21 protein-coding genes are annotated in these 23,203 nt (G+C 65.9%); 5 read left to right on the top strand and 16 right to left on the bottom strand.

Annotated elements, in window-relative coordinates; translation table 11 throughout:
* Positions 1 to 115: 115 nt before the first annotated feature.
* From ychF to SH602x_RS09450, 8 genes are all read right to left on the bottom strand, one after another.
* Positions 116 to 1,207 carry a redox-regulated ATPase YchF gene (gene ychF / locus SH602x_RS09485; protein WP_479476558.1) on the bottom strand — a complete coding sequence of 364 codons (1,092 nt, stop codon included), beginning with the start codon at positions 1,205 to 1,207 and terminating at the stop codon, positions 116 to 118.
* Positions 1,208 to 1,469: 262 nt separating this feature from the next.
* Complete coding sequence (locus SH602x_RS09480; RefSeq protein WP_479476557.1) at positions 1,470 to 1,736, bottom strand: hypothetical protein; 267 nt, start codon at positions 1,734 to 1,736, stop codon at positions 1,470 to 1,472.
* Between the two features lie 523 nt (positions 1,737 to 2,259).
* Positions 2,260 to 3,534 (bottom strand): purple acid phosphatase family protein, encoded by a 1,275-nt coding sequence (locus SH602x_RS09475; RefSeq protein WP_479476556.1) that lies wholly within the window; start codon positions 3,532 to 3,534, stop codon positions 2,260 to 2,262.
* A gap of 166 nt (positions 3,535 to 3,700) precedes the next feature.
* The gene (locus SH602x_RS09470) at positions 3,701 to 4,477 is read right to left on the bottom strand and encodes an anti-sigma factor (protein ID WP_479476555.1); all 777 of its coding nucleotides are present in this window, start codon (positions 4,475 to 4,477) and stop codon (positions 3,701 to 3,703) included.
* Positions 4,474 to 5,082, bottom strand: a complete 609-nt coding sequence (locus SH602x_RS09465; protein ID WP_479476554.1) for an RNA polymerase sigma factor — start codon at positions 5,080 to 5,082, stop codon at positions 4,474 to 4,476. The genes SH602x_RS09470 and SH602x_RS09465 overlap by 4 nt, the downstream gene beginning before the upstream one ends.
* Positions 5,083 to 5,350: 268 nt before the next feature.
* Entirely contained in the window at positions 5,351 to 5,785 is a 435-nt protein-coding gene (aroH, locus tag SH602x_RS09460; RefSeq protein ID WP_479476553.1) for a chorismate mutase, read from the bottom strand.
* Between the two features lie 119 nt (positions 5,786 to 5,904).
* Entirely contained in the window at positions 5,905 to 6,195 is a 291-nt protein-coding gene (locus SH602x_RS09455; RefSeq protein WP_479476552.1) for a hypothetical protein, read from the bottom strand.
* Complete coding sequence (locus SH602x_RS09450; RefSeq protein WP_479476551.1) at positions 6,195 to 7,178, bottom strand: DnaJ C-terminal domain-containing protein; 984 nt, start codon at positions 7,176 to 7,178, stop codon at positions 6,195 to 6,197. Before SH602x_RS09450 ends, SH602x_RS09455 begins: the two co-directional genes overlap by 1 nt.
* A gap of 432 nt (positions 7,179 to 7,610) precedes the next feature.
* Here SH602x_RS09450 and SH602x_RS09445 point away from each other — a divergent pair, with 432 nt between their 5' ends.
* Positions 7,611 to 8,114: a hypothetical protein gene (locus SH602x_RS09445; RefSeq protein WP_479476550.1), complete on the top strand. Its 504-nt coding sequence runs from the start codon at positions 7,611 to 7,613 to the stop codon at positions 8,112 to 8,114.
* Between the two features lie 118 nt (positions 8,115 to 8,232).
* On the opposite strand, the gene SH602x_RS09440 is transcribed toward SH602x_RS09445, so the two are convergent.
* The 8 genes from SH602x_RS09440 to SH602x_RS09405 form a co-directional block, all read right to left on the bottom strand.
* Complete coding sequence (locus tag SH602x_RS09440) at positions 8,233 to 8,838, bottom strand: superoxide dismutase (protein WP_479476549.1); 606 nt, start codon at positions 8,836 to 8,838, stop codon at positions 8,233 to 8,235.
* Between the two features lie 296 nt (positions 8,839 to 9,134).
* Positions 9,135 to 10,088, bottom strand: coding sequence for an IS110 family RNA-guided transposase (locus SH602x_RS09435; protein WP_479474954.1), 954 nt, complete (start codon positions 10,086 to 10,088; stop codon positions 9,135 to 9,137).
* 424 nt (positions 10,089 to 10,512) lie between these two features.
* Positions 10,513 to 12,033 carry a S8 family serine peptidase gene (locus tag SH602x_RS09430; protein WP_479476548.1) on the bottom strand — a complete coding sequence of 507 codons (1,521 nt, stop codon included), beginning with the start codon at positions 12,031 to 12,033 and terminating at the stop codon, positions 10,513 to 10,515.
* 567 nt (positions 12,034 to 12,600) lie between these two features.
* Positions 12,601 to 13,554 (bottom strand): pyridoxal-phosphate dependent enzyme, encoded by a 954-nt coding sequence (locus SH602x_RS09425; RefSeq protein WP_479476547.1) that lies wholly within the window; start codon positions 13,552 to 13,554, stop codon positions 12,601 to 12,603.
* Positions 13,554 to 13,871, bottom strand: coding sequence for a P-II family nitrogen regulator (locus SH602x_RS09420; protein WP_479476546.1), 318 nt, complete (start codon positions 13,869 to 13,871; stop codon positions 13,554 to 13,556). Before SH602x_RS09420 ends, SH602x_RS09425 begins: the two co-directional genes overlap by 1 nt.
* 75 nt (positions 13,872 to 13,946) lie before the next feature.
* Entirely contained in the window at positions 13,947 to 14,426 is a 480-nt protein-coding gene (locus tag SH602x_RS09415; protein WP_479476545.1) for a 6-pyruvoyl trahydropterin synthase family protein, read from the bottom strand.
* A gap of 140 nt (positions 14,427 to 14,566) precedes the next feature.
* On the bottom strand, positions 14,567 to 15,970 hold the full coding sequence (locus tag SH602x_RS09410) for a UTP--glucose-1-phosphate uridylyltransferase (RefSeq protein ID WP_479476544.1): 1,404 nt from the start codon (positions 15,968 to 15,970) through the stop codon (positions 14,567 to 14,569).
* A 923-nt stretch (positions 15,971 to 16,893) separates the two neighbouring features.
* A complete protein-coding gene (locus tag SH602x_RS09405) occupies positions 16,894 to 19,725 on the bottom strand; it encodes a DNA translocase FtsK (protein ID WP_479476543.1) in 2,832 nt (943 codons plus the stop codon).
* 607 nt (positions 19,726 to 20,332) lie between these two features.
* Between SH602x_RS09405 and SH602x_RS09400 the strand changes: the two genes are divergently transcribed.
* From SH602x_RS09400 to pheS, 4 genes are all read left to right on the top strand, one after another.
* The gene (locus SH602x_RS09400; protein WP_479468645.1) at positions 20,333 to 20,800 is read left to right on the top strand and encodes a DUF423 domain-containing protein; all 468 of its coding nucleotides are present in this window, start codon (positions 20,333 to 20,335) and stop codon (positions 20,798 to 20,800) included.
* Between the two features lie 299 nt (positions 20,801 to 21,099).
* Positions 21,100 to 21,306, top strand: coding sequence for a 50S ribosomal protein L35 (rpmI, locus tag SH602x_RS09395; RefSeq protein ID WP_479472342.1), 207 nt, complete (start codon positions 21,100 to 21,102; stop codon positions 21,304 to 21,306).
* 267 nt (positions 21,307 to 21,573) lie between these two features.
* Positions 21,574 to 21,951 carry a 50S ribosomal protein L20 gene (gene rplT, locus SH602x_RS09390; RefSeq protein ID WP_479476542.1) on the top strand — a complete coding sequence of 126 codons (378 nt, stop codon included), beginning with the start codon at positions 21,574 to 21,576 and terminating at the stop codon, positions 21,949 to 21,951.
* Positions 21,952 to 22,105: 154 nt separating this feature from the next.
* Complete coding sequence (gene pheS / locus SH602x_RS09385) at positions 22,106 to 23,122, top strand: phenylalanine--tRNA ligase subunit alpha (protein ID WP_479476541.1); 1,017 nt, start codon at positions 22,106 to 22,108, stop codon at positions 23,120 to 23,122.
* Positions 23,123 to 23,203: the final 81 nt, after the last annotated feature.

Here is a 23,203-nt window from a genome sequence, read left to right as displayed (position 1 = left end):
TGACCGCGCGGCAGCGTCGAAGGGGTTTCGCCATTACAAGGCGCCCCGTCCGGCCGGGCAAGTCAGACGCCCCGCTCGCACCGACAGGCGGCGGAGCAGGCAGCATCTGCCTCGGCTACGTATTCACCAGGAAGTGGCAGATGTCGCCGTCCTGCATCACGTAGGCCTTCCCTTCGATGCGGAGCTTGCCGGCGGAGCGGATATCCTTCTCCGACTTGTAGGTCTCAAGGTCGGCCAGACAGTAGATCTCCGCCCGGATGAAGCCCTTTTCGAAGTCGGTGTGGATCACGCCCGCTGCCTGGGGAGCGGTCGCCCCGACCGGCACGGTCCAGGCTCGCACTTCCTTCTCACCCGCCGTGAAGTAACTCTGCAGGCCGAGCGCGCGATACGCCTCCCGCGCCAGGATCGCGAGCGCCGGCTCCGTCAGGCCCAGGCCGGTGAGCATCTCGGTCCGGTCGGGTTCGTCCAGTTCGGCGATCTCCGATTCCAGCTTCGCACAGACCGGCACGACCGCGGCGCCGACCTTGGCCGCGTGCTCCCGCAGCTTGGTCACCTGCGGCCCGGTGCCGGCCAGATCGGTCTCGTCGACGTTGGCGACGTACAGGATGGGCTTGGCCGTCATCAGGCCGTAGGAGCTGATCGCCTTGGCTTCCGATTCAGGCAGCGCGAGTTTCCTCAGCGGCTGCTCGGTCGCCAGGAAGTCCATGCACTTCTTGATCGCTTCGACGCGGGCTTTCGATTCCTTGTCGCCGCTCTTGGCCGTTCGCTCGGCCTTCTGCAGGGCGTTTTCGAGCTGCTGAATGTCGGCCAGCATGAGTTCGATCTCGATCGTCTCGACGTCGGCCAGGGGATCGACCGTTCCGGCGACGTGAATCACGTCCGGATCGTCGAAGCACCGCACGACCTGCAGGATGGCGTCGACCTGGCGGATGTGCTGGAGAAACTTGTTCCCCAGGCCCTGCCCTTCGCTGGCGCCCTTCACGATGCCGGCGATATCGACCAGCTTCAGCGCCGCAGGGATGACCTTCTGCGGCGGGATGTACTTCGTGATCCGCGTCAGGCGGTCGTCCGGGATGCTGACGACGCCTTCGTTCGGCTCGATCGTGCAGAAGGGGTAATTCGCGCTCATCGCCGACTTGGAGGCGGTCAGCGCGTTGAAGAGCGTGCTCTTGCCCACATTGGGCAATCCGACGATGCCGGCTTCCATGGGGCGCGAGACTCGACGATCCGAGGCGAACGAAACGAAAACTCGAATCGACCTTTATCGCCGCTGACAACCGTTTCCGGCAAGGGGACGGAGCATTCTCTTCCGTAGGGCTGGCGCCCTCGCCTGCCATTTCGTCGTCAGACGAAGCGTTCTCCTTACCCTGAAGCGCGCCTACCATCTGTCCGAACGCGCGCCGGCCAGGCGTTCGGTCCAAGCCATGCGTCGGTCCAGACAATGGGCGCCCAGCCCTACGGCCAAGCCTTCACTCCGACTCCCGAGGCTCGTGCGGCGGGAGCGCGTCCGGCAGACGCACGAAGTGGGTCCAGGTATAGCACGGGTCGCGCTTGTTCCAGCGCTTGATCGCCCACTGCAACTCCGGCCGCGGGATGCCTCCCCGGCGGCGGAACGCGGCGACCAGAACCGTCGCGTCCTCCGGCCAGTGTCGCTCGAGCGCCTGGTCGTACGTCAGCCAGGGAACATCGATCGGCGGTCCGGGCGGAACGATCGTGAGCTTCAATCCGTCGAGCATCGGGCCTCCTCCTGTGCCGGGAATCCGTTCGCTGCGGATCCATTGCAGCGGAGGCTCAGGACGCGTCTGGACAGGAGGAGTCAGAAGAACGTCACCTGGCTAGGACGATCATCGAGTGCTTCCACGTAGTCCGTCGGATCGCAGTCATCGAGAAAGCCATCGCCGTAGAGGGCGCGACCGAGGTGACGCAAGAATGACCGCCAGCAATCGGGATCGGGGAGGCTCAATTCCTGGCAGCCGCCGCGAAGGCGACTTAGCGGCGCGGAATCGGTCTCCGCGTAGAACTCAAGCGACCAACGCAGTGAGCGCTGGATCGACTCGGGCGCTGGATCGACTCGGGCGCTCGCTCGACAGCGGGCCTGAGGAAATCCGTCGCTAACTGCTCCACATCGAGCGCATCGTCGGGGTCATAACTCGAGAAATCGATCCCCGAACTCACTTCGGCACATTCGAGCAGATCGAACAGCCCTCCGATCACGTAGTAGTTCGCCGTTTTCATGCTCACGCACTCAGAAGCGAGCGCTTACCCCCGCTTCGCCGGTCGCTTCCCGTCGGTCATCCAGACATCGGCGACCCTGCCGGAGTCTTCCAACGCGACATGAAAACGCCTGTCGCCCTCCAGGCGATGGACGCTCAGGTGGTACGCCCGGTCGGTTCGCGCGAGATAGGCTCGCTTCTCCGCAGGTTGCGGCGAGCGGATCTTCCCCCAGGAGCCGTCCCCCAGGTAGACGACGCCGTTCGCGTCGATCATCCCGTCCTTCAGCGGAAACGTGCGTTTGAACGTGTGGTCGTGATGTTCCAGGACGACGTCGACGTTGTAGCGCTCGAAGAGGGGGCTCCAGAGCTTGCGATTGTCGAAGCCCGTCCCCGGTTCGCCGCTCTCGCCCCACGGATCCCGGTAGGAGGGATAGGCCGGGACGTGATTGGCCACGATCAGGTGGGGACGCTCCTGCCGGTCGGCGAGCGTCTTCTCCAGCCAGTCGGTCTGTTCTCCCTCGATCGGCGTGACGTGGTTCGTGTCGAGCAGGACGAGGCTCAGGTAATCGCCGACGTCGAACACGCCGTACGTCGTGTCGGAATAGAAGCCGTCGAAGACGCTGAAGTACGCGGCGCCCTTGTCGCGGGTCGCGTTGTAGCCCCCCTGCACTTCGTGATTGCCCAGGCACGAGAGCATCGGGATGCACCGACCCTCGGGGTCGATCATCGTCGTGCCGTAGTTCTCCAGGAACTTCAGGAAGATCTTCGGGGCGATGCCGTTGTCGTAGGCCAGATCGCCGCCGATCAGGGCGAAGTAGGGCTCCTGCTTCGCGGCCAGGCGATTGTTGTCGACGGCATGCGAGCCGATCCCCGCGTCTCCGCCCGAGACGAACTGAATCACGTCGTTCGCCTTCGCGGGCATCGTGCGAAAGCGACGCTTCGGCCCCCGCTTGCCCTGCGTGAATTCGTATTCCTCGCCCGGCAGGAGGCCGGTCAATTCGCAGCGATGGACCTTCAGATCGGTGCCCGGGAAGTCCTTGATCTTCGCCTTGACCGACTGGTCGCGACCCTTGTCGTAAAGCCCGTACTGCAGCTCGGCGTCCTGCTCTTCGGGTCCGACCCACTGCACGACGACTGAGGTCGTGGGATCGCCCTGCCAGGTGAGAAAGAGCGAGTCGCGACCGTCCCCTTTCGGCAGTTCGTCGCGGTCGTCCTTGTCGTCGGCGTGAGCCCGCGACGGCGAGGCGCTATGCCAGCCGAACGATCCGGCAGCAGCGAGAGCGCCGAAGGCAGTGAGAAAGTCGCGGCGATTGGCAGGCATGGTTCGATTCGCGGCGGGAGCGAGCTGGGAAGAGCCCCCGATTCTAATCCCCGCCGCCTGCCGGCTCACGCGATCTTCACGCCCGCTTCATGCGAGCGAGCTGTTCGCCCTCCTTCGCAAGGTGATCATGACGTCAATGACTCGCCCTACCAGTCCGCGACCCAGCTCAGTAATGGCAGGTCGCGCAGCTCGACAGCAGCATCGCGGGGCGAACGTCGGCGAGCGAATGCGACAGGTCGTGGGACGCTCCTTCGACCGGCTCTCCGCCGGCGGCGTGACAGAGCGTGCAGCAGGCGACCTGCGCGGTCGAGACGTTCGCGCTTTGCGACTTCGTGGAGAGAGAGGCGCATGCCGTGGGCAGCGACCATTGGCGGACGCGATCGTCGTCCACGATGCTGGCGAAGCGGGACCAGTCGGATTCGCTGAGCGTCGCCGCGCTGGCGGACCGTTCGCCGAGACGGCCGGGCGCCGCGAACTGCGCCAGCACGATCGCCACCGTCACGCTGGCTGCGACCGTCGCGACGCAGAACGCGGCGTCCCGCAGGCGCTTGCCATCGAAGACCGACCCGAGCCAGGATCGTCGCGGAAGCGCCGTCCCGGCGGCGACGAATAGTTCCGGCGCTCGTCCGCGATAGAGACGCGCTCCCGAGGGCAGCCGGCGATAGGAATCCTCGGTCGGGAGCGGCGGTTCGGCCAGCGCGACGCGGGGGGACGCTTCGCGCTCTTCGCGCAGGCTCCCTGCGTACCGCGGCAGATCGTCGGTCTGGTCCAGCGCTTCGTGAAACAGTTCGACCGCGGGACGCAGCGCCTCCGCCAGTCGCCGGCAGTCGTGGCAACAGGCCAGATGCCGCTCGACCCGAGCGTCCTCGGCAGAATCCGACATAGATCCGCCGGGAAACGGGCCGCGGGTCAGCCGTTCGAAAACCTGGTCGCAGGCGCTCATCGGTCGGACTCGTCGTTGCGTCGTGAGATGGGTGGGACGCCGGAAGGATCGCCGAGCGACCCGGACAGCGCCGTCAGTCCCGCGCGAACGCGGTTCTTCGCGGTCAACTCGCTGCAGCCGAGAGACCGCGCGATTTCAGGAAAGGTCAGACCTCCGAAGAAACGGAGGCGCAACGCGTCGGCCTGCTTCGCGGGGAGTCGCTCCAGCGCGTGCCGCAACAGCGCCGACTGATCGCGACGTTCGCAAATCAGGTCGGGGCGGGCTTCGCGCGGGTCAGGCGAATGCAGATCCAGCGAATCGGCCGCGATCGTGCGGCGCTTCGATCGGCTCTTCGCCCAGCGACCGCACTGCCGGAGATGAATCGTCCAGAGCCAGGTCCGGAACGACAGCCGGGAGTCGTACGACGCCAGGTAGCGATACACGCACAGGAACGTCTCCTGCACGACGTCCTCGGCAGCCTCCGCGTCGGCCAGGCGATGCAGGGCCAGGCGATAGAGCGGTCCGCGATACGGCGCGAGCAAGCGGTCGAACGCCGAAGCGTCGCCGTCGCGGGCGGCTTCGATCAGTTCGCCTTCGGTCGGCGGCTCACGCGACGGATCGACCATCGGGGGACGCGGAGAGGGATAGGACGAGACGGCAGGCAGGTCTCGTCATTCTCCGCTGGCGAAACGCGCGAAGCAACTCGTTCGTCGGCATGTCGCAATCGACGCTTGGCCAGCGGGGGATGGAAATCCCCCGAGTTCGTCGACCGAGCGCAGCGACGGTCGAGCCCTGAGCAGGCGGTCTCGCGACGGCGTTAGCGATCTACGATCGCGAACCGGACTCGGGGGACTTCCGTCCCCCGCTAGCCATTACCGAGAGGAATCCATTGCTTCAGCGTTCCCGATGGATCCGGTCCATGTACTCCTCGATCCAGGTTTCGAGCTCCTCGAAGTCCACAGGCGGGAGCTTCGACAGATCGGGGCGGAGTCGCTTGGCGTTGCGGATATAGACGTGCTGAATCTGCGACTGCGGCGTTTCCGTATTCCAGTGGATCAGGATCCGGATGCACTGCGGCAGACTGCCCGGCACCGTAATCTCGTGCGTGCAGATCAGCGGCACGTCGAGCCAGCCGAGTTGCCGCGCGGCGAGCGCGGGGAACTCCGCGTTCAGGTCCGACGTGGTGGTGAAGATGGCGCTGCCGACGTCTTCGGTCGCGATCCCGTTCAGCCGGATCATCAGCGCGAGAAGCTGCCGCGTGGCGAGCAGGATCTCTTCCCGATCGTTCGCATCGACGGTCGTCGCGCCGCGAATGCCGCGACAGGTCATGTCGAGATTCCTCGCAGCGGACGGAGAGAACGACGGACCAGGCCAGCGCCCGGGATTCCGCGATTTTTTAACCCGAACGCCGCGACAGCGATAGGCGCCGCCGGTCGGGCGACTGCCGCTTACTCTTCGTCGCCCGATTCCCGGCGGCCCGATCCGGCCGCACGGGCTTCTTCCGCCCGAGCCCCTTCGGCTCGCGCGTCAGCCAGAAGCTGTTCCGACAGAGCGGCGTGTTCGGCGCGGGCTTCGCGAACGGTCCGGTGGGCCCGGCGGAAGCTCACGAACAGCAGGGCGACGAGGATGGCGCCCACCGCCGCCAGGCCGATCACGCCCGCGAGAAGCCGCCACCAGACGTGCGGCGGCAGTCCGCCAGGCAGCGGAGCGACGTCGGCGAGGATGAGAAGCGTGTCCATCAGAACGATAGCCCCGCGCGCGGGTTTTCCGGATGCCGTCGGGCGATCGCCTCGAGAGCCTCTTTATCCTCCGCCGAGAGTCCCTCGGGAAGCGTCACGACCAGTTCCACGAACAGGTCGCCCGCCGTGCCGGAAGCGTCTTCGATACCATGCCCCCGGGCGCGGAGGCGCTTGCCGCTGTTCGAGCCTGCGGGGACGGTGAGCGTAATGGTTCCCTTCGGCGTGGGGACGTCGACCTTCCCGCCCAGCGCGGCTTCGGCGGGAGTGACCGGAACGCGAACCGTCAGGTCGTTCCCCTTCCGCGTGTAGAAGGGATGGGGCTCGACGCGGACGGTCAGAATCAGGGAGCCGCTTTCGCCCCCCATGGGCGAAGACTCGCCCTGACCGCGGAGGCGAATCTTCTTGCCGTCCTCGATGCCGCGGGGGATGCGGACGGTGACGGTTTCGGTTCCCGAGCCCCGCTGAAGCTGGAACGAGGTTTCGCCCCCCAGCGCGGCCAGGCGGAACGGAACGGAGATTTCGGCCGAGACGTCGGCGCCGCGGGCGGGAGCGCGTCGCCCCTGCGGACCTCCCCAGGTCGCTCCGCCCGGTCGGGCTCCGCCGGCGCCGGCGTTCATCCCGCGGAGGAGATCCTCGAAGGAGAAGTCATCGCCCCCCATTCCGCCGAAGTCGAATTCGAACTGCGGCCCGGCGCCTCCCGCCCCCGCTCCGCCGCCGCCGCGACGACCCTGGAACGGATTGGCTCCCCCTGCGTGCGCGTATTTTTCGTAGTCCGCACCGAAGCGGTCGTACATCTTCCGCTTCTCCGCATCGGAGAGCGTGTCGTAGGCGTTCTGGATGCGGGTGAAGCGGTCCTTGGCGGTCTTGTCGTCCGGGTTGTGGTCGGGATGGTTCTTGATGACCAGCTTGCGGTAGGCCTTGTCGAGCTCCGCCTGCGACGCGTCGCGAGAGACGCCCAGAATGCCGTAAAAGTCTTCTGCCATAAGGCCTTAGATCGCGTTTCGCGCAAGGGTCGCGGCCTGGCCGCCGGTCCCGTGCAGCTCTGCCGTAGCGTGTTCGTCGGGCTCTGAACGAGGCGTGCCCGCGGCGAAGGGCCATTCTACGCGGCGAAACGCGTCGCGACGAGTTCGCCGAAAAGAGCGCCCTGCGGAGCCGATTTCCGCACGATTCGCCGCGGTCGAAAACCTGCGGCGCGAAGCTTTGCGGATTTTGCGGAAAATGCGGACTACAGGGGTTTAGCCCATTGCAAACGTCGGCGCTTCGCGTTCTGGTGAGAGACCCATTCAGCTCGGCCGATCGGCCGCATCGCAATTATCCTAGGGGTTCCGTCGCGGGCCCCCGTCCACGCGGAAGCGTCGCACTCGTCACGGCGTTTTCTCCGCAATCGGCGGACCCCAGATTCTTCCGAGGCCTTCATGTTCCGTCGCGTTCTTCTCGCTCTGTTCCTGATCGCCGGCGCCGCGCTGGCCACGCCCCGCGACGCTCGCGCGGACGCCTTCGAGGACTACGCCTACTACGGCACGATCTACGCGTATTACGGCACGCTGTACAACTACCAGACGTTGCGGATCGCCAACGAAAGCGACTTCGCCAACGAGGCGACTGAGGCGGCCTACGCTTACTCGTACTACAGCTTTTACTACGGCTACTACGGTATGGAGTACCGTTACGCCGACTGGGTGCTGTACGGCGGCCAACTGGCGGACATCGCGAAGCAGTACTCCCAGGGCATCTTCGAGTACTCGTACTACACGCTGCTGCCGGAGTACCCGTACCCTCCCATCTACGCCGTGACGGAGAACTCCTACAACGGCTGGATCTGCATGGCTTACGCCGAGGTCTACCTGAAGACGTCGTACGCGTACGCCAAGCCGAAGAAAAAGAAGAAGGAAGAGGACGAGGAAACGGTCGTCGAGTAACGCCCGTTCTCAGGTCCGCTGACAACATAAAGAAAGGGGCGCCTTCGCGGGCGACCCTTTCTGCATTCATGACGTTCGTCTTTAGCGTCCGTTCGCGGACGGCGTCCGTCGGCCGCGACTACTTGGCGTCGGCGAAGCGCTTGGCGACTTCGTCCCAGTTGACGACGTTCCAGAAGGCGCTGACGTAGTCGGGGCGGCGGTTCTGGTACTTCAGGTAATAGGCGTGTTCCCAGACGTCCATGCCGAGGATGGGGGTGCGACCCTCCATCAGCGGGCTGTCCTGATTGGGCGTGCTTTCGACCTGGAGCTTGCCGCCCGAGACGCTGAGCCAGGCCCAGCCACTGCCGAAGCGGTTCTTGCCGGCGTCGCCGAACTTTTCCTTGAACTGGTCGAAGCTGCCGAAGGCTTCGTCGATCGCCTTGGCCAGTTCGCCCTTGGGAGCGCCGCCGCCCGAGGGGCTGAGCACGGTCCAGAAGAGCGTGTGGTTCGCGTGACCGCCGCCGTTGTTGCGGACGACCATGCGATCCTTCTCCGGCACGGCGGCCAGGTCGCTGATCAGGTCCTCGACCGACTTGTTTTCGAGCGGCGTGCCGCTGATGGCCGCGTTGACCTTGTCGATGTAGGCCTGGTGATGCTTGGTGTGGTGGATCTGCATCGTCTGCGCGTCGATATGGGGCTCGAGCGCGTCGTAGGCGTACGGAAGGGGCGGCAGGGTGTAGGCCATGACTGAAACGTCCTAAGCTGACTTGAATCGAGAATCGGAGAGCGTCGCGCGATCCGCCGAAAGAATTCGGCCTGTCGCGAAACGATGGCGACCTCCCCCGCTGGGGGAAGAACGCTCCCGGCAGAATAGCGGTCTGCCTACCCGCCGACAATCGGCGAAAGGGAAATGAACGAGTGCGAGGCGAAGGCGGGGCGCAGTCCCGTGGCGGTCCGTCTATCGTTCGACGTCAGGGATCGCGGGACGCTCGCGGCGCAGTTGGAGGGGCTAGCGGGGGACGGAAGCGACTGTGTCTTGATTCAAGCGGCGGGGGCGAGGTTTTCTCGCCACGCCTCGTTTTTGCGGACCATGGCGTGCAGGATCTCCAGCAGTTTTCGCATGCAGGCGACGATGGCGACCTTGGCCGGTTTGCCGGCGGCGCGGAGTTTCTTGTAATGCGCGGCGATGACGGGATTGCAGCGCGTCGCCGTCAGCGTCGCCATGTAGAGCGTCGCCCGCACGCTCGCGCGGCCGCCGCGGATCGAGCGCTTGCCGGTCCATTTCCCGCTCTCGCAGTTCATCGGCGCCACGCCGACGAGCGACGAGACGTTCGCGCTCTTTCCCTGGCCCAGTTCGGGCAGATCGGCGACGAGGACGCGGGCGGTCTGGTCGCCGATCCCCGGGACGGTCTTCAGCAGATCGACTTTCTCCTGCCAGGCCGGGCAGTTCCGGATCGCCTCGTCCAGGTCGTCGTCGACGCCGGCGAGCTGCTTCTCGAGAAACTTGAGGTGGGCCTCGATGGACCGGCGGACGCGGACCGTCGCAGCCTGCGGCAGGCGATTCTTCTCCATCGTTCGCATGGCGACGAGTTGGGCCCGTCGGGCCAGCGTCTCCTTCAGCTTTCGTTCGGCTTCGTCGGGGAGCGGACGAAGTTCCGGACGGATCGCCTGGGCGAACCGGGCGATCGCCAGGGCGTCGAGCTTGTCGGTCTTGGCGTGCTGGCCGCAGGACTTCGCGAAGTCGCGAACCTGCTTGGCGTTGACCTGCACGATCGGCAGACCGGCGAGGCACGCCTGGGCGACGAAGAGGCGCTCGTAGCCTCCGGAGCTTTCGCAGACGACCCGTTCGATCGGACGCTCTCGCAGCCAGGCGAGGAATGCGTCGACCCCTTCGGAGTCGTTGGAGAAAGCCCGGACGAGCGGACGCTCGCCCTCCTGCAGAAGATGGACGTCGAGGCGGTCTTTGCTGACGTCGACTCCGACGAAGGCGTTCATTCGCGTTCCCTTACTTGCGGATGCGGGCTCGGCTTGGCCCCGACGCTTGCGAAGCGGCGCATCGACCGCGCCGGCCCCGGCGACTGTTCGGGATTTCGGAATGTTCGCGGCGCGGGTCCGGCTTCCGTACGGGATCTTCGTCCCAGTCCCCCTCGACCTCGCGACCGCGGCGTCGGTTCCGCTTCGCTCGCTACGCTCGCTTCGCGGAACCGACGCGACCTTGTTTCTCGCCATCTTCGACCTCCGGGGCAACATACAAGTCCCCCGAGTTCGGATCGCGGTCGAAGACTGCGATCGCCCGACGCCCGGCGGCAGGATCGCTCGACCGTCGCGACGCTTGGTCGACGGACTCGGGGGACTTCCGTCCCCCGCTAGCCGATGCGATCGCCGTTCGACTGGCGCCCGCCGTCCAAGACCTCCCGCCCTACATCGCGTCGTAGTAACCGTTCGCGTACGCGTTGTAGTTGAACTGCGCGGCGTAGTAAGACCAGGCGTTCCCCTCGTACCAGTAGTCGTAGTTCGCGTAGTAGTAAGCCAGGTACGAGTTGGCGTACTGGTAGTACCGCTGGCCCTTGTACTGCTTGAAGTCCTGCGCCCGGCGACCCGCCTGCCAGTCGAACTTCCACCCGACCGCGGCAGCCTGGTTCAGCGCGACTTCGGAGTGGTAGTCCGCGTACGGAGCGTAGGTCTGCGAGTCGGCATAGGCGAGCGCGTAGGCGGAATAGATCCGGGCCTGATAGGCGTTGGCGTAGGCGTCGTAGCCGAACTGGCGGAACTCGCTCTTCCCGCGACCGAGCTGGCGTTCCGCCGACTGCAGCGACCGGTAGACGTCGAGCGCGATGAACGTTTTGCCGGTGTTCTGCACGTTGTCCCGCTCGTCGTCGCCGTCGCGAATGGCGACGCCCGCCCGCAGCCAGGCTTCGAGCTGGTCCACCGTCGGCAACTCCCCGCTCTCGCGCAGGGCGAACTGCTGCAGCAGCAGCACGGCGCCCGCCACCACCGGGGTCGCCTGGCTCGTCCCGTGCATGATCGATTCGGCCCGGGCCGATCCGATGCCGGTCGACGTCATCGGAGCTCCTGGAGCGAAGACGTCGGTCCGGCAGGCGCCTCCCGCGGACGGGTGCAGCCGCTGCGAGAACGGCGTGATGACGTTCGGCGCCGTGCGGTTCGCGACCGCGCCGGAACCGTAGGAAAACGGACCTTCGCGGTTGTCGTAGACCGCGCCGACGCTGATCGAGTCCCGGCAGATCGCGGGGAAGCTCATCCCCTGCTGACTGTTGTGCAGGAAGAAGTCGTTCCCCGCTGCGATACAGACGGCGACGCGCTCCCGGCGGAGCTGCCCGATCAGGTCCTGGATCTCGCCCAGAACGCCCTGCTGAAAGGCCTGGTCGTTCCTGGCGTTGCTGCTGTCGCCGAGCGACATGTTCACGCACGAGATGCGGTACTTCGTGCGGTTGTCGCGGACCCAGCGCAGAGCGTTTCGCGTCCAGACGAACGATCCGCCGCCTGAATCGCCGAGCACCTTCATGCCGATCAGATCGGCGCCCGGCGCGATGCCCCGGTGCAGACCGTTCGCGACGATCACGCCGGCGACGTTGGTGCCGTGGCCCTGCCCGTCGGTGAAGTCGTTCGCCCGTCCGCCGTTGTCGGGCGTGTAGTTCACGCCGTCGCGGATCTTGCCGTTGAAGTCGACGTGCGAGCGGTTGAGTCCGGTGTCGAGCACCGCGACGGTCAGCCTCGACCCGTCGACGTTGAACTCGTCGCGAGCCTGATTAGCGCGGATCAGGCCCGACGTCTCGACCAGTTGGGGACGGATCGGCGGCGTCTCGTAATTCGTGATCTCCATCGAGATCGGATCGAGCTGGAAATCCTGCGGCGCTTCCTGGGCGACGAGAGTTCCCGGCAGGATCGCGACGACCGCCAGCAGAACGCGGGTGCGAAGCATGAATCGGAGGGGCGGAGAGGAAGCGAAGAGGCGCCGTCCAGCGAGCGGCATTCAATTTGTTTTCGCAATCATAGTAACCGGAATAGCCGCGGCTTTCTCGTCGATTTCTGCGGCGAGTCCGACGCAAAGCTCCGCAGGGAAGCGCTTTGCGTTCGACGTCGACTCGTTTCCCGCAGGGACAACTCGTCGATTTCTGGTCGACAGTCAGGCGATGAAGCGTCGACGGCCGTCGCGCGAAATGGAGACTCCCGGCGCAGTCGGTCGAACAGGGTTCGCGGAGGCCTTACTGATCGACGTTCAGCGACACGTTTTCCCGAACGGCGAGGGAAGACGTCGCGGCGGCATCGTCCGTGTGCCATGGCTGGCTTGCCCAGCCGTGCCGGACCCCGGGGGAGACTTCGACGTCGCGAGGGCATTCATCACGAAGAGCCCGCCCGAGTCGCGACGCCAAAGGTCGGAACGACGGCTGAGAGGCGAACGAAACGCCGCACCCGGCACTGCTGGACAAGCCAGCAGTGGCACACGAGGTCTCCTCCTCGCTCCGAAGAACGCGCTCGTTCTTCCGGCTCAGCGGAGCCAGGGGAGGCGGTCGAGGTCGACGTTGCCGCCGGTGAGGATCGCGCCGACGCGGCGAAAGCGTCGCAGGGCCGAAGCATGGCGCAGCAGGGCCGCGGCGACGGTCGCCGCGCTCGGCTCGACGACGAGCTTCATTCGCTCCCAGAGGAACCTGGTCGCCGCGACGATCTCCGCTTCGTCGACGGGCAGGATCTCTTCGACCTGATCCCGCACGAAGAGCCAGGTTCGCTCGCCCAGCGACGTCAGCAGTCCGTCCGCGATCGAACGCGGCGGAAACGCGGCCTGCCGTTCGCCCCGAAGCTTGCTCTCGAACGCGTCGCCGGCCAGCTCCGGCTCCGCGCCGAGAACCTTCACGTGCGGCGCCAGCTCCGCGACGGCGAGGCAGGTTCCGGAGATCAGCCCCCCTCCGCCGACGGGGCAAAGAATGGCGTCAAGATCCGCGACCTCCTCCAGCAGCTCGGCCGCGCAGGTCGCCTGCCCCGCGATCACCCGCGGATCGTCGTACGGATGGACGAATTCCGCCCCGGTCTCGGCGACGATGCGTGCGGCGGTCGCTTCGCGTGCGGCCAGCGTCGGTTCGCACTCGACGACGATCGCCCCGTACCCTTCGACCGCGCCTCGCTTCACGGCCGGAGCGGTCGAAGGCATCACGATCCAGGCGGGAATCCCCCGCTCCCGCGCCGCGAGGGCGAGCGCCTGGGCGTGGTTGCCCGAGCTGTGCGTGCAGACGCCGCGGCGAGCGACTTCTTCCGGCAGGCCCTGCACCGCGTTCGTCGCCCCGCGGATCTTGAAGGCGCCGACCCGCTGCAGGTTCTCGCACTTGAAGAAGACCGACAGTCCGGTCCGTTCATCGAACGTGCGGCTGGTGACGACCGGCGTGCGATGGATGAACGACGAAATTCGCGGTCGAACGACGCCGAGGTTTTCGTAATCGGCGCCGCTCATCAGATATCGATCGTGCGGACGCTGTCGGCGACGGGGAGGACGAAGACCTTGCCGTCGCCCATTCGGCCGAAGCGGGCCTCCGCGACGACCAGCCGCACGATCTCTTCCACGCGGAGGTCGTCGACCCACATGACGATTTCGACCTTCGGCAGGAAGGCGTGCGAGAACTCCGTATCGCGGTACTGGTCGAGGTAGTTCTTCTGCCGGCTGTAGCCCTTCACCTCGCGAACTTGGATCGCTTCCAGCGGCGCTCGCTCCAGGCGATGGAGCAGCTTCTCGGCCAGGTAGGGGCGGATGATCGCGATGACCTGCTTCATTCCTGGTCGCTTCCTGAGCGGGGGGTGTAAACCCCCCGAGCCTCCGACGCAATCAAACGCTCCAGCCTCGGGGGTTTATACCCCCCGCTCAGAATGAATCCCCTGGCTCATCGACGCAAGCTCCCCGGCGGCGACGGACGCTTCCGCGTACGAATCTTCGCTCTCCCACATGACGACCTTGATCGCCCGGGCGCCGGTCCCTTCCAGCAGCCCGGGGCAGACGTCGTCGAGCAGGTAGCGGGCCATGTTCTCCGCCGTCGGATTGACCGGCAGGACATAGATCCGGTGGGGCTCGACCGACTCGATCGCCCGGATCGCCTGTTCGTCCTCGTCGAAGAGGATGAACGAGTGATCCCAATGCTCGTCGAGCCACCCCTTCAGCCGACGCTTCAAATCGGCGAAGTCGATCACGCGGCCGACCGCGTCGACGGCGTCGCCCGTGACGAAGAATTCCGCGGTGTAGTTGTGGCCGTGAAGGTTCGCGCATTTCCCTTCATGCCGCAGCAGGCGATGCCCCGCGCAGAACCGGATTCGCTTCATCAACACCAGGGACATGGTTCTTCTTTCTATCGCTTCGTGTCTCTTCTCGTAGGGTGGGTCATTGTCCCCCCTTTCCCCTCGTGCGGCCGGCTTCAAGCGAAGGTGGGTCAATGACCCACCCTACCGGAGCTGACAACGAAGTCGAGCTTCGATCCTCAATCCGCCAGCAGGATCTCTTTCCCCTGCGGACGCGTCGGCAGACGATCGACCAGTTCGCGGGTCGCGGCCGCGTCGACGGCGACGCGGGGCTGAATCTCCACGACCGCATCGTCCGGCACGTCGCAACCGGCGGCCCTCAGCCAGCCCCGCTGCAACGCGGAGATCGCTGCCTTCGTCGACTCCGGATCGTCCTTGCCCGTGCCGGTGGGGTTCTTCAGCGGAGCGAAGACCTGCGCCGGATCGACTTCGATGGTGAGCGTCTTCGTCGCCATGGGCAAGGCGTCGAAGATGAATCGTTCGAACTTGATCGCGTTGGGCGACTGTGGATCGACGGGCTGGTTCGTCTTCAGATCGAGATAGGGCGTCTTCTTGTGCGCCCGGTGGAAGGGCAGACCGCCCCCCTCCAGCGCGGCCCGGCGGAGGAGTTCCACCGAGAAGACATGCATCGCCGTGTTGCCCGCCCAGATGGCGAGCGAGCCGTCGGGATTGGTCAGCCTGGCCGCGGATTCGGGCAGATCGCTGTACTCGACGATGCGGGTCTTTCCCCCCTGCTGGACGAGGTTGCCGACCTTTTCCAGCGGATCCCGCTTCCGCACGGCCAGCGTCGTCGCCTCCGCCCCGGCGAGCAGGTGGTAGCCCACGATCCGGGCGTCCGCGATCGGGGCGAGCGCATTGTCGACCTGGATATAGAAAAGCTGCTTGATCCCCTGCTCCGCCGCCCGGTCGAACAGGCCCGCGCCCTGCATCGCGTCGAGGATGCCGCCGTGACCGTCGGGGTTCACGGCGACTTCGCTCCGTCCGGCGAGCAGGATCTGCCCCGTCGTATCGTCGATCGTCGGCATCTCCCCCTGACGGAAGAAGACGACCGAGTCCTCGGACAGGCCGAAGTTCCGATGCTGGCGGAAGTAGTCGCCGGTCGGTTCGTGCGTCGCCCGGCTGGTCATGATCCAGAACGGAACGCGTCGCCCGTAGCGCTTGCCGACGGCGCCCACCTTCCAGGCGAGCCACTCGTATAGCGTCGCGCGCGAGTGCGGCCCGATGGGGAACGTTCCTTTCGGTCCGTCATAGCCCAGACGGGTTCCCTGGCCGCCGGCGACCATCACGACTCCGATCTCTCCCGCCCGCCAGGCCGATTCGCCGCGAGCCCTGGCCTCTGCGTCGTGGGCGTTCTTGCCGTCGCCCAGCGTCTCGAACGGTAAGGGCTCCAGCCGGGCGAAGTCAATCGCCGCGGCCTTCTCTTCCCCCTGCATGAGCGCGGGAAGCCGTTCCAGCGGCAGCGATTCGAGTTGCGCGGCGAGCGTCGCCGTTTCGACGTCGGTCAGCCTCGTCGCATGCTCCGTCAGATGGGACTGTCCTGTCCGCTGCAGACGATCGATCAGACTCTGGGGAAAGCTCGGCATCGGACTGTATTCTCGAAAACTTCAAGTAAGTCGTATTAGGAAAGACGCAGGCGTTTTCGGTCGATATCGTGATCTGCGCGCTCCGGAAACGATTGCTGTTTCAGACCTTACGAGCGCCGGTCGACGCGACGTGCAGGTGCGTAAATCGTCGATTCGGCGTCGGCGAACGAACGATGGCGCGTCGATCCGCGTTCAGCCTTCGGCGGCATTGTAAGGCGCTCCGTCGATAAGCCCCATTCGACGATCGACAGCGCCCGATCCCTCGACAGACTCTTCAGACCTACGAAGCACGCGGACGCGGGCCGGTAATCAATTCCAACTTCAAAATTCGTATTAGGAGTAGCCGGGCCGTTTCTGACGACAACGCGAACCGGTCGACGCGGAACTATAGTCCGGCGCTCGTTTTCGGCAGCGGCGCCGACGCGTCATCCCCGTGAACAAGGCGTTAAGTTTCCGTCGACGAATCGTCGCTGCACGGTTCACAGGCGGCGAAGAAACGGCAGGTGGTCGCCAAGTCTCGTCATCAACGGGCGATAGAGCGGCTCGCCATCGACAGCGACGAACGCGATCTCCCCAGAAGCGAAGGGGAAGCGAGCGGAGAGACGCGAATCACGAGGCGGCGGAGACCTCGGGCGCCTTCTCGTGTGCCATGGCTGACTTGCCCAGCCGTGCTGAGCGACGGGGAAGCGCTGGTCCGACGTCGCCGTCTTGAAGTTGCCTGCCGTCGATCGCTCCCACTTCGGAGAGCGACAGCTCGCATGGTTGAGCGAACGCCGGGGTCGGCACGGCTGGGCAAGCCAGCCATGGCACACGCACGCGCTTTCCGGGCTCCGATCAGCAGATCGGAGCGGGTACTGGATCAGACACGGAGGGCTGACGCCCTCCGCTCGCCAGGCAGGCGGGATAGCGAGCGGCGGCTGCGCTCAGTCCTCGAACTCGTCCGCGGGGACGCGGTCGCGAGCGTTCGAGGTCAGCCGCTTGGGCTCCGGCGCGGCAAGACCGGAGGAACGGTCGAAGCGGCGCTGGCCGGAGGCGGAGGAGGCGAGTTCTTCGTCGTCCTCCTCTTCCGATTCTTCCGAGTCGCCGTGCGACATCTCGTCGTCGCCCGACTCGATCCCCTGCATCTTCTCCCAGTCGGCAATCGAGATATTCACCTCGCGGGCCTGCTGACCGCTGTAGGCGCCGACGATGCCGTCCTCGGCCATGTAATCGATCAGGCGGGCCGCGCGGCCGTACCCGATGCCCAGGCTGCGCTGGAGCAGCGAGACGCTGCCGCGGCGTTCGCGGACGACGATCTCGATCGCGCTCTCGTACAGTTCGTCCCGCTTGCGGATCGTGATCGGTCCGTTCGAGGGCGCGTCGTCGTCGCTCTCCACCTTCAGGTTCATCAGCTCTTCGACGAAGCGCTGCTCGCCCTGGCTGACGAAGCTGATGATCCGCTGGATCTCCTCGTCGGAGAGGTAGGTGCCCTGGCCGCGCTGCAGGCCGGTCTGGCCGGGCGACAGGAACAACATATCGCCGTCGCCGAGCAGCTTTTCCGCCCCCATTTCGTCGAGCACGACCCGGCTGTCGGTCCGGCTGGAGACCTTGAACGAGATGCGCGACGGCAGGTTGGACTTGATCAGACCGGTGATCACGTCGACGGTCGGTCGCTGCGTCGCGAGGATCAGGTGGATACCGACCGCGCGGCTCTTCTGGGCCAGGCGAATGATGTGGCTTTCGATTTCCTTCCCCTTGGCCTTGTCCTCCTGCATCATGTCGGCGAACTCGTCGAGCACGATCACGATGAAGGGGAGGTGCCGCGGGATCAGTTCGCGTTCGTCGTCGTCTTCCGGCTTCAGGCGCCGCATCAGTTCGTCTTCGCCGAGCTGGTTGTACAGACTGACGTGACGCACGCCCGCCCGCGCGAGCAGGGTGTAACGCTCCTCCATCTTGTCGACCGCCCAGGCGAGGATCGGCTCGGCCTTCTCGCGGGTCTCGGTCACCACCGGATGCATCAGGTGGGGGAGCGACGCGTAGGGGCTCAGTTCGACCTTCTTCGGATCGAGCAGCAGCATCCTGACCTCGTCGGGACGCCGAGTCATCAGGATCGACGCGATGATCGCGTTGAGACAGACCGACTTACCCGTACCGGTCGAACCGGCGATCAGCAGGTGGGGGGTCTTCGCCAGATCGACGACGATCGGATCGCCCGCGACGCCCGTCCCGAGGAAGATCGGGATGTGCATCTTCTTCGCCTTGTGCCGCGTTCCGTCGATCACTTCGCGTAGGCGCACGATCCGGCGATGCTCATTCGGGATTTCGACGCCGACGGTGTTCTTCCCGGGAAGCGGCGCCACGATCCGGACGCTCGGCACGCGGAGCGCGATGGCGAGATCTTCGGACAGGCCCGTGATCTTCGACAGCCTTAAGCCCGCTTCGAGCTTGACTTCGTACTGCGCGATGACGGGACCCGTCTCGACGGCGACGACCTTCACCTGGAAACCGAACTCGCCGAGCGTCTGCTCGAGGATCTCCGCCTTCTGGCGGACCTCTTCCGCCTGGTCGGGATTCTCCAGCGACTCGGGCGGCAGGAGCAGATCCATCGAAGGGAGCGAAAACTCCCGCGATTCCTCCTTGCGGTCGGCCTCGTCCAGTTCGCTCATGACCTGCGTCCGCTCGTCGGCAGGTTCAGGCGGCTTGAGCTTGAGGTGGGGCTTCGGCGCCAGGCGACCCTTCTTCGCCGAAGGATCGTCCCCGTCGCGACGCGCGTCGGCCGGCATCGCGGGCATCGACGGCTTGGCCCCGTCCGCTTCGGCAGCGGCGCCCATCGCGTTCTTCGCCATATCCCCCAGCGACTTCGCGGCCGCGGCGAGCGACGCCGAGGGGCCCGAAAGCGCACGCGACGCCACGGGATCGGCCTCCTTGGCGGCCATCGTCGGCACGATCTTCGGGCGAGCGAGATCGTCGTGGCCTGCACGCCTGGCCGGCGATCCGCCGAGCGACAGATCGTCGTCCTCTTCGTGCGATTCCGCTCCGCGAGCGGCGGTCGCTTGCGAAGCCAGCAGCGAGCCTTCCGCGGCAGGACCTGCGCCCGCGAACGCGAGGCCCGCAGGAACGGCCCCCTCGTGGCGGCGGTTCAGGTGCATCTTCGGAATCTTGACCTTCTTCGACGCCAGGTAGGCGGCCAGTCCGCCACGGACGACCTGACGACAGAAGACGTACGTCACCACGATCAGGACGTAGTCCGTGCTGAGCAGCAGGCCGGCGACGAGTCCCCCCGCCGAGAGCACGAACGCGCCCGCAGCGGCGAAGTGATCGACCAGGTAGACGTTCAGCCAGGCGCCCAGGTAGCCGCCCGATCCGACCGGGGGGAAGGGGAGCAGGTCGGGCTTGAGCAGCGCGACGAGCGAGCTGACTGACGCTGCGGCCAGCGTCACGCCCGACGCCCGGACCAGCGGGACGCTGATCGCCTGCCGGCGGAAGAGCTGCGCGCAGCCTGCGGCAAGCGAGAAGATCAGCAGGTAGGCGCCGGCGCCCAGCGTGCTGATCAGGAAGTCGCTCGCGACGGCGCCCCAGTAACCGCAGACGTTGGTGATCTCGGTCGACGCGGGAAAGCGGGCGAGATCCTGCGCATAAAGCGTCCGCCCGGCGAGTTCGAGAGGCTCGAACCGGTCGGCGGGGCTGTACGAGAAGAGCGCCAGCGTCAGGAAAACCGTGAACGCCAGAAGCGCAATCGCCAGCAGATCCAGGCGGACTTTGCGTTCGTCGAACATTACGGACGGATTGAGGATCGGGCAAAGCAGGGACTGACGCTTCGCATGCGTTCGTCCGCATCCGTGCGAGAAGAGAGGTCCGTCTCTCGTGGGTCTATCGACCGGCTCGCCCGCCCGCGATCGAACCGAGAAGCGAAGTCGCCTCGCTTCTTCGGAAATCGCGACGCTGAAACCGGAACGACCGTTGGCTCCCGCGCGGAGCCTTCGCTGCCGGGCGCACGACCGACAGAATCGCTTCGGCCGGATGTGCGGGCGTAACGAAGCGTCGACTCGGTTCGACTTTCTCTGGCGAGCGGCGTTCGCAGGTCAGTCGCCGCCTGACGACGACATCGACCTGGGCTTTCGTCGACCAGCGGCTCGATCTCCGCCGCGAACGATTCCCGAAGTAGCCGTCAGGCAATGCCTGACCTACAAACTGGCGAGCGGAGGGCGTGAGCCCTCCGTGTCTCATTGCGCGTCGGTCGAGGCTTCACTTGCAGCGACGATCGACGAATATTCGGGAACCACGGAGGGCTTACACCCTCCGCTCGCCATGCGATGGAGTCATCGACGCTGCGACGACGTATAATTTCCCTCTCCCGCCCCGCTCCTTCCGGAAGGTCCGATCATGGCTCGTTTGTGGCTTTTCCTGGCGGCGTTGATCGGCGCCGCGGCGGTTGCTGCCGGAGCGATGACGGCGACGGGCTCGACGAAGTCGCACGACTTCGACGACCAGCTCGTGGCCAGGGGACTCGACGAAGCGACGGTCGCCCATCGGATCGAACAGGCCGAAACGGCCGTGAAGTACCACCTGACGCACGCCCTGGCCATGCTCGGCGCCGGCCTGCTCGCGTGGTCGTCGCGCAGCGTTTTCGCGCATCTCTCGGCGTTCGCCTTCCTGGTCGGGATTCTCCTGTTCAGTGGGTCGCTCTACGCGCTCGTCTTTTTCGAGTACGAACCGGCGACGCGCGTCGTCCCGTTCGGCGGGGTGACACTGATCGTCGCGTGGCTGCTGCTGGCGCTCGGATCGCTCTTCGCCGGACATCGCTACATCGCCGTCGATCCTCCCCGCAGCACGATGGACGACCGGGCGTAGGGAGCTGCAAGACGCTCGGACGGATTCCGCGGCCCGTTTCGCCCCGCTATTTCCGGGGGTTGACCGACCTCTCGGAAATTTCCCTGCCGAACGTCGGGGCGGACCTTCGCGCCTTGGGGGCGATCTCTTAGAATTCGGAGCTTTCCCCAAATCCTGGGGCCGGAGTCTCGTCGCGAGTTCGCGACGCGGCCTGCCGATAACCGGGAGCGGGATCTGACCGGCGACCGGTCGGACCTGAACGGACACGAAAAAATCGGACGGCGGGCCGCGGTAAGCGGCGACACCGATCGCGGAGGCACATCATGCCCAAGATGAAGACGCACAAGGCGACGAAGAAGCGGTTCCGCATCACCGGCACCGGCAAGGTGAAGCACCGCTCCAGCGGTACCAGCCACCGCCAGTCCCGCGTTTCGAAGAAGCGGAAGCGGAACCTCCGCGGCACTTCGGTGCTGGACGCCAACATGTGGCCGGCGATCCACGCCTGCCTCGGCAAGTACAGCTATTAATCTCCGTCGCCCGCGGCTCTGGCCGTGGATGATCGGAGATGAGGTCTGTTTGACGGCCGGGTTCGCCCGGTCGTTATCGTTTCGATCCGCTTCGTCCGAGGCTGTCCTCGGATCGACCGCGGTTCTCCCCCGTTCGCGATCATGCGATCGGAGTCCGTCCGTCCCGCGTTTCGCGGGATCCCGCTATCTCCCGGGCGCCAACGCCGTCATCGCCTTACGCTCGCGATGCCGGGGCCTTGAGGAGAGGCTAGCAACAGAGAAACCGTCATGCGTACGACCAGCGGCAAGGCCCGCGCTCACGCCAAGAAGCGTCTGTTCAAGAAGGTCAAGGGTTTCGTCGGCGGACGCGGCAAGCTTCTGCGCGGCGCGCAGGAGACGCTCGTCCGTGCCGGCGTCTACGCCTATCGCGACCGCCGCGTCCGCAAGCGCGAATTCCGTCGCCTGTGGATCATCCGCATCAACGCCGGCTGCCGGGCGCTGGGCCTGCGTTACAGCGAGTTCATCGCCGGCCTGAAGGCGGCGCAGATCGAACTCGATCGCCCCATGCTGTCGGAAATGGCGATCAACGACCCGGTCGCCTTCGCCAAAGTTGTCGACGCCGCCAAGGCCGCCCTCCCGTCGCGTCAGCCTGCCGGCGCTGCGTGAAGTCTGCGCTCCCGTTCTGAGCGGGGGGTGTAAGCCCCCCGAGTCCGCGGCGCCATGACTGAGTTGCGTCGCGTCGATCTCTGCAGAACGTGACCGAACCGATCCCGACTCGGGGGGCTTACACCCCCCGCTCAGGTCAGAGGTCCGGCTTTTCATGGCGTTGCAGACGTTCCTCGACGAGTGCGATCGGCTGGCGCAGCAGGCGACGGTCGCCTTCTCCGCCGCTTCGTCGCCTGCTGCGCTCGAAGAAGCCCGGATCGAATTCCTGGGCGCCAAGAGCGGCCGAATGAAGGCCGTGCAGAGCCTGCTCGGCGCGGTTCCCGGGCCGGAAAAGCCCGTCGCCGGCAAACGTCTGAACGAGACGAAGACCGCCGTCCAGGTCGCGTTCGACCAGGCGAAGGAACGCCATGCGGGCGGAACGACGGCGAAGACGACCGAGCTGTTCGACGTCACGCTCCCCGGGACTCGCCCGCGGCTGGGCAAGCTCCACCCGATCACGCAGACGATCGAGGAGCTGAAGGACATCATGGGACGCCTCGGCTTCACGGTCGCCGAGGGGCCCGAGATCGAGGACGACCGGCACAACTTCGAGGGGCTCAACATCCCCCCGGAACATCCGGCCCGGCATCCTCGCGATAATTTCTATCTGGTCGGCGAAGAGAGCGCGGGGCTGCCGCCGTTGCTGATGCGGAGCCAGACGAGCACGGTCCAGATCCGCGTGATGGAGTCGACTCCCCCGCCGGTACGGATCATCTCGCTCGGTCGCGTCTATCGCCCGGACGAGGCCGATCCAACGCACTACCCGATGTTCCACCAGATGGAGGGACTCTGGGTCGACGAGCGCGTGACGATGTCGGACCTGAAGAGCGTGATCCGCCTGTTCGCGAAGAGCTACTTCGGCGAAGAGGTCGAGATCCGCTTTCGCCCCTCGTTCTTTCCGTTCACCGAACCGAGCGTCGAAGTCGACTACCTCTGGAACGGTCGCTGGATCGAATTCGGCGGAGCCGGCATGGTCGACCCGAACGTCTTCCGCGCCGTCGGCTACGATCCGGAGCAGGTGACCGGCTTCGCCTTCGGCCTGGGCGTCGAGCGGCTCTGCATGCGGCGGCACCGCATCGCCGACATTCGCGACCTGTTCGCCAACGACGTCCGGTTTTTGGGCCAGTTCTAGCGCCTGCTCGCGTCGTAATCCTGAGCGGGGGACGAGAGTCCCCCGAGTCCTGATCGACCGAGCCGCGCGAGCCTCGGGGGA

This window comes from Lignipirellula cremea (assembly GCF_056501455.1).
Note: the sequence above shows the minus strand (reverse complement) of the source record. Positions and strands in the feature narration are given on the sequence as shown.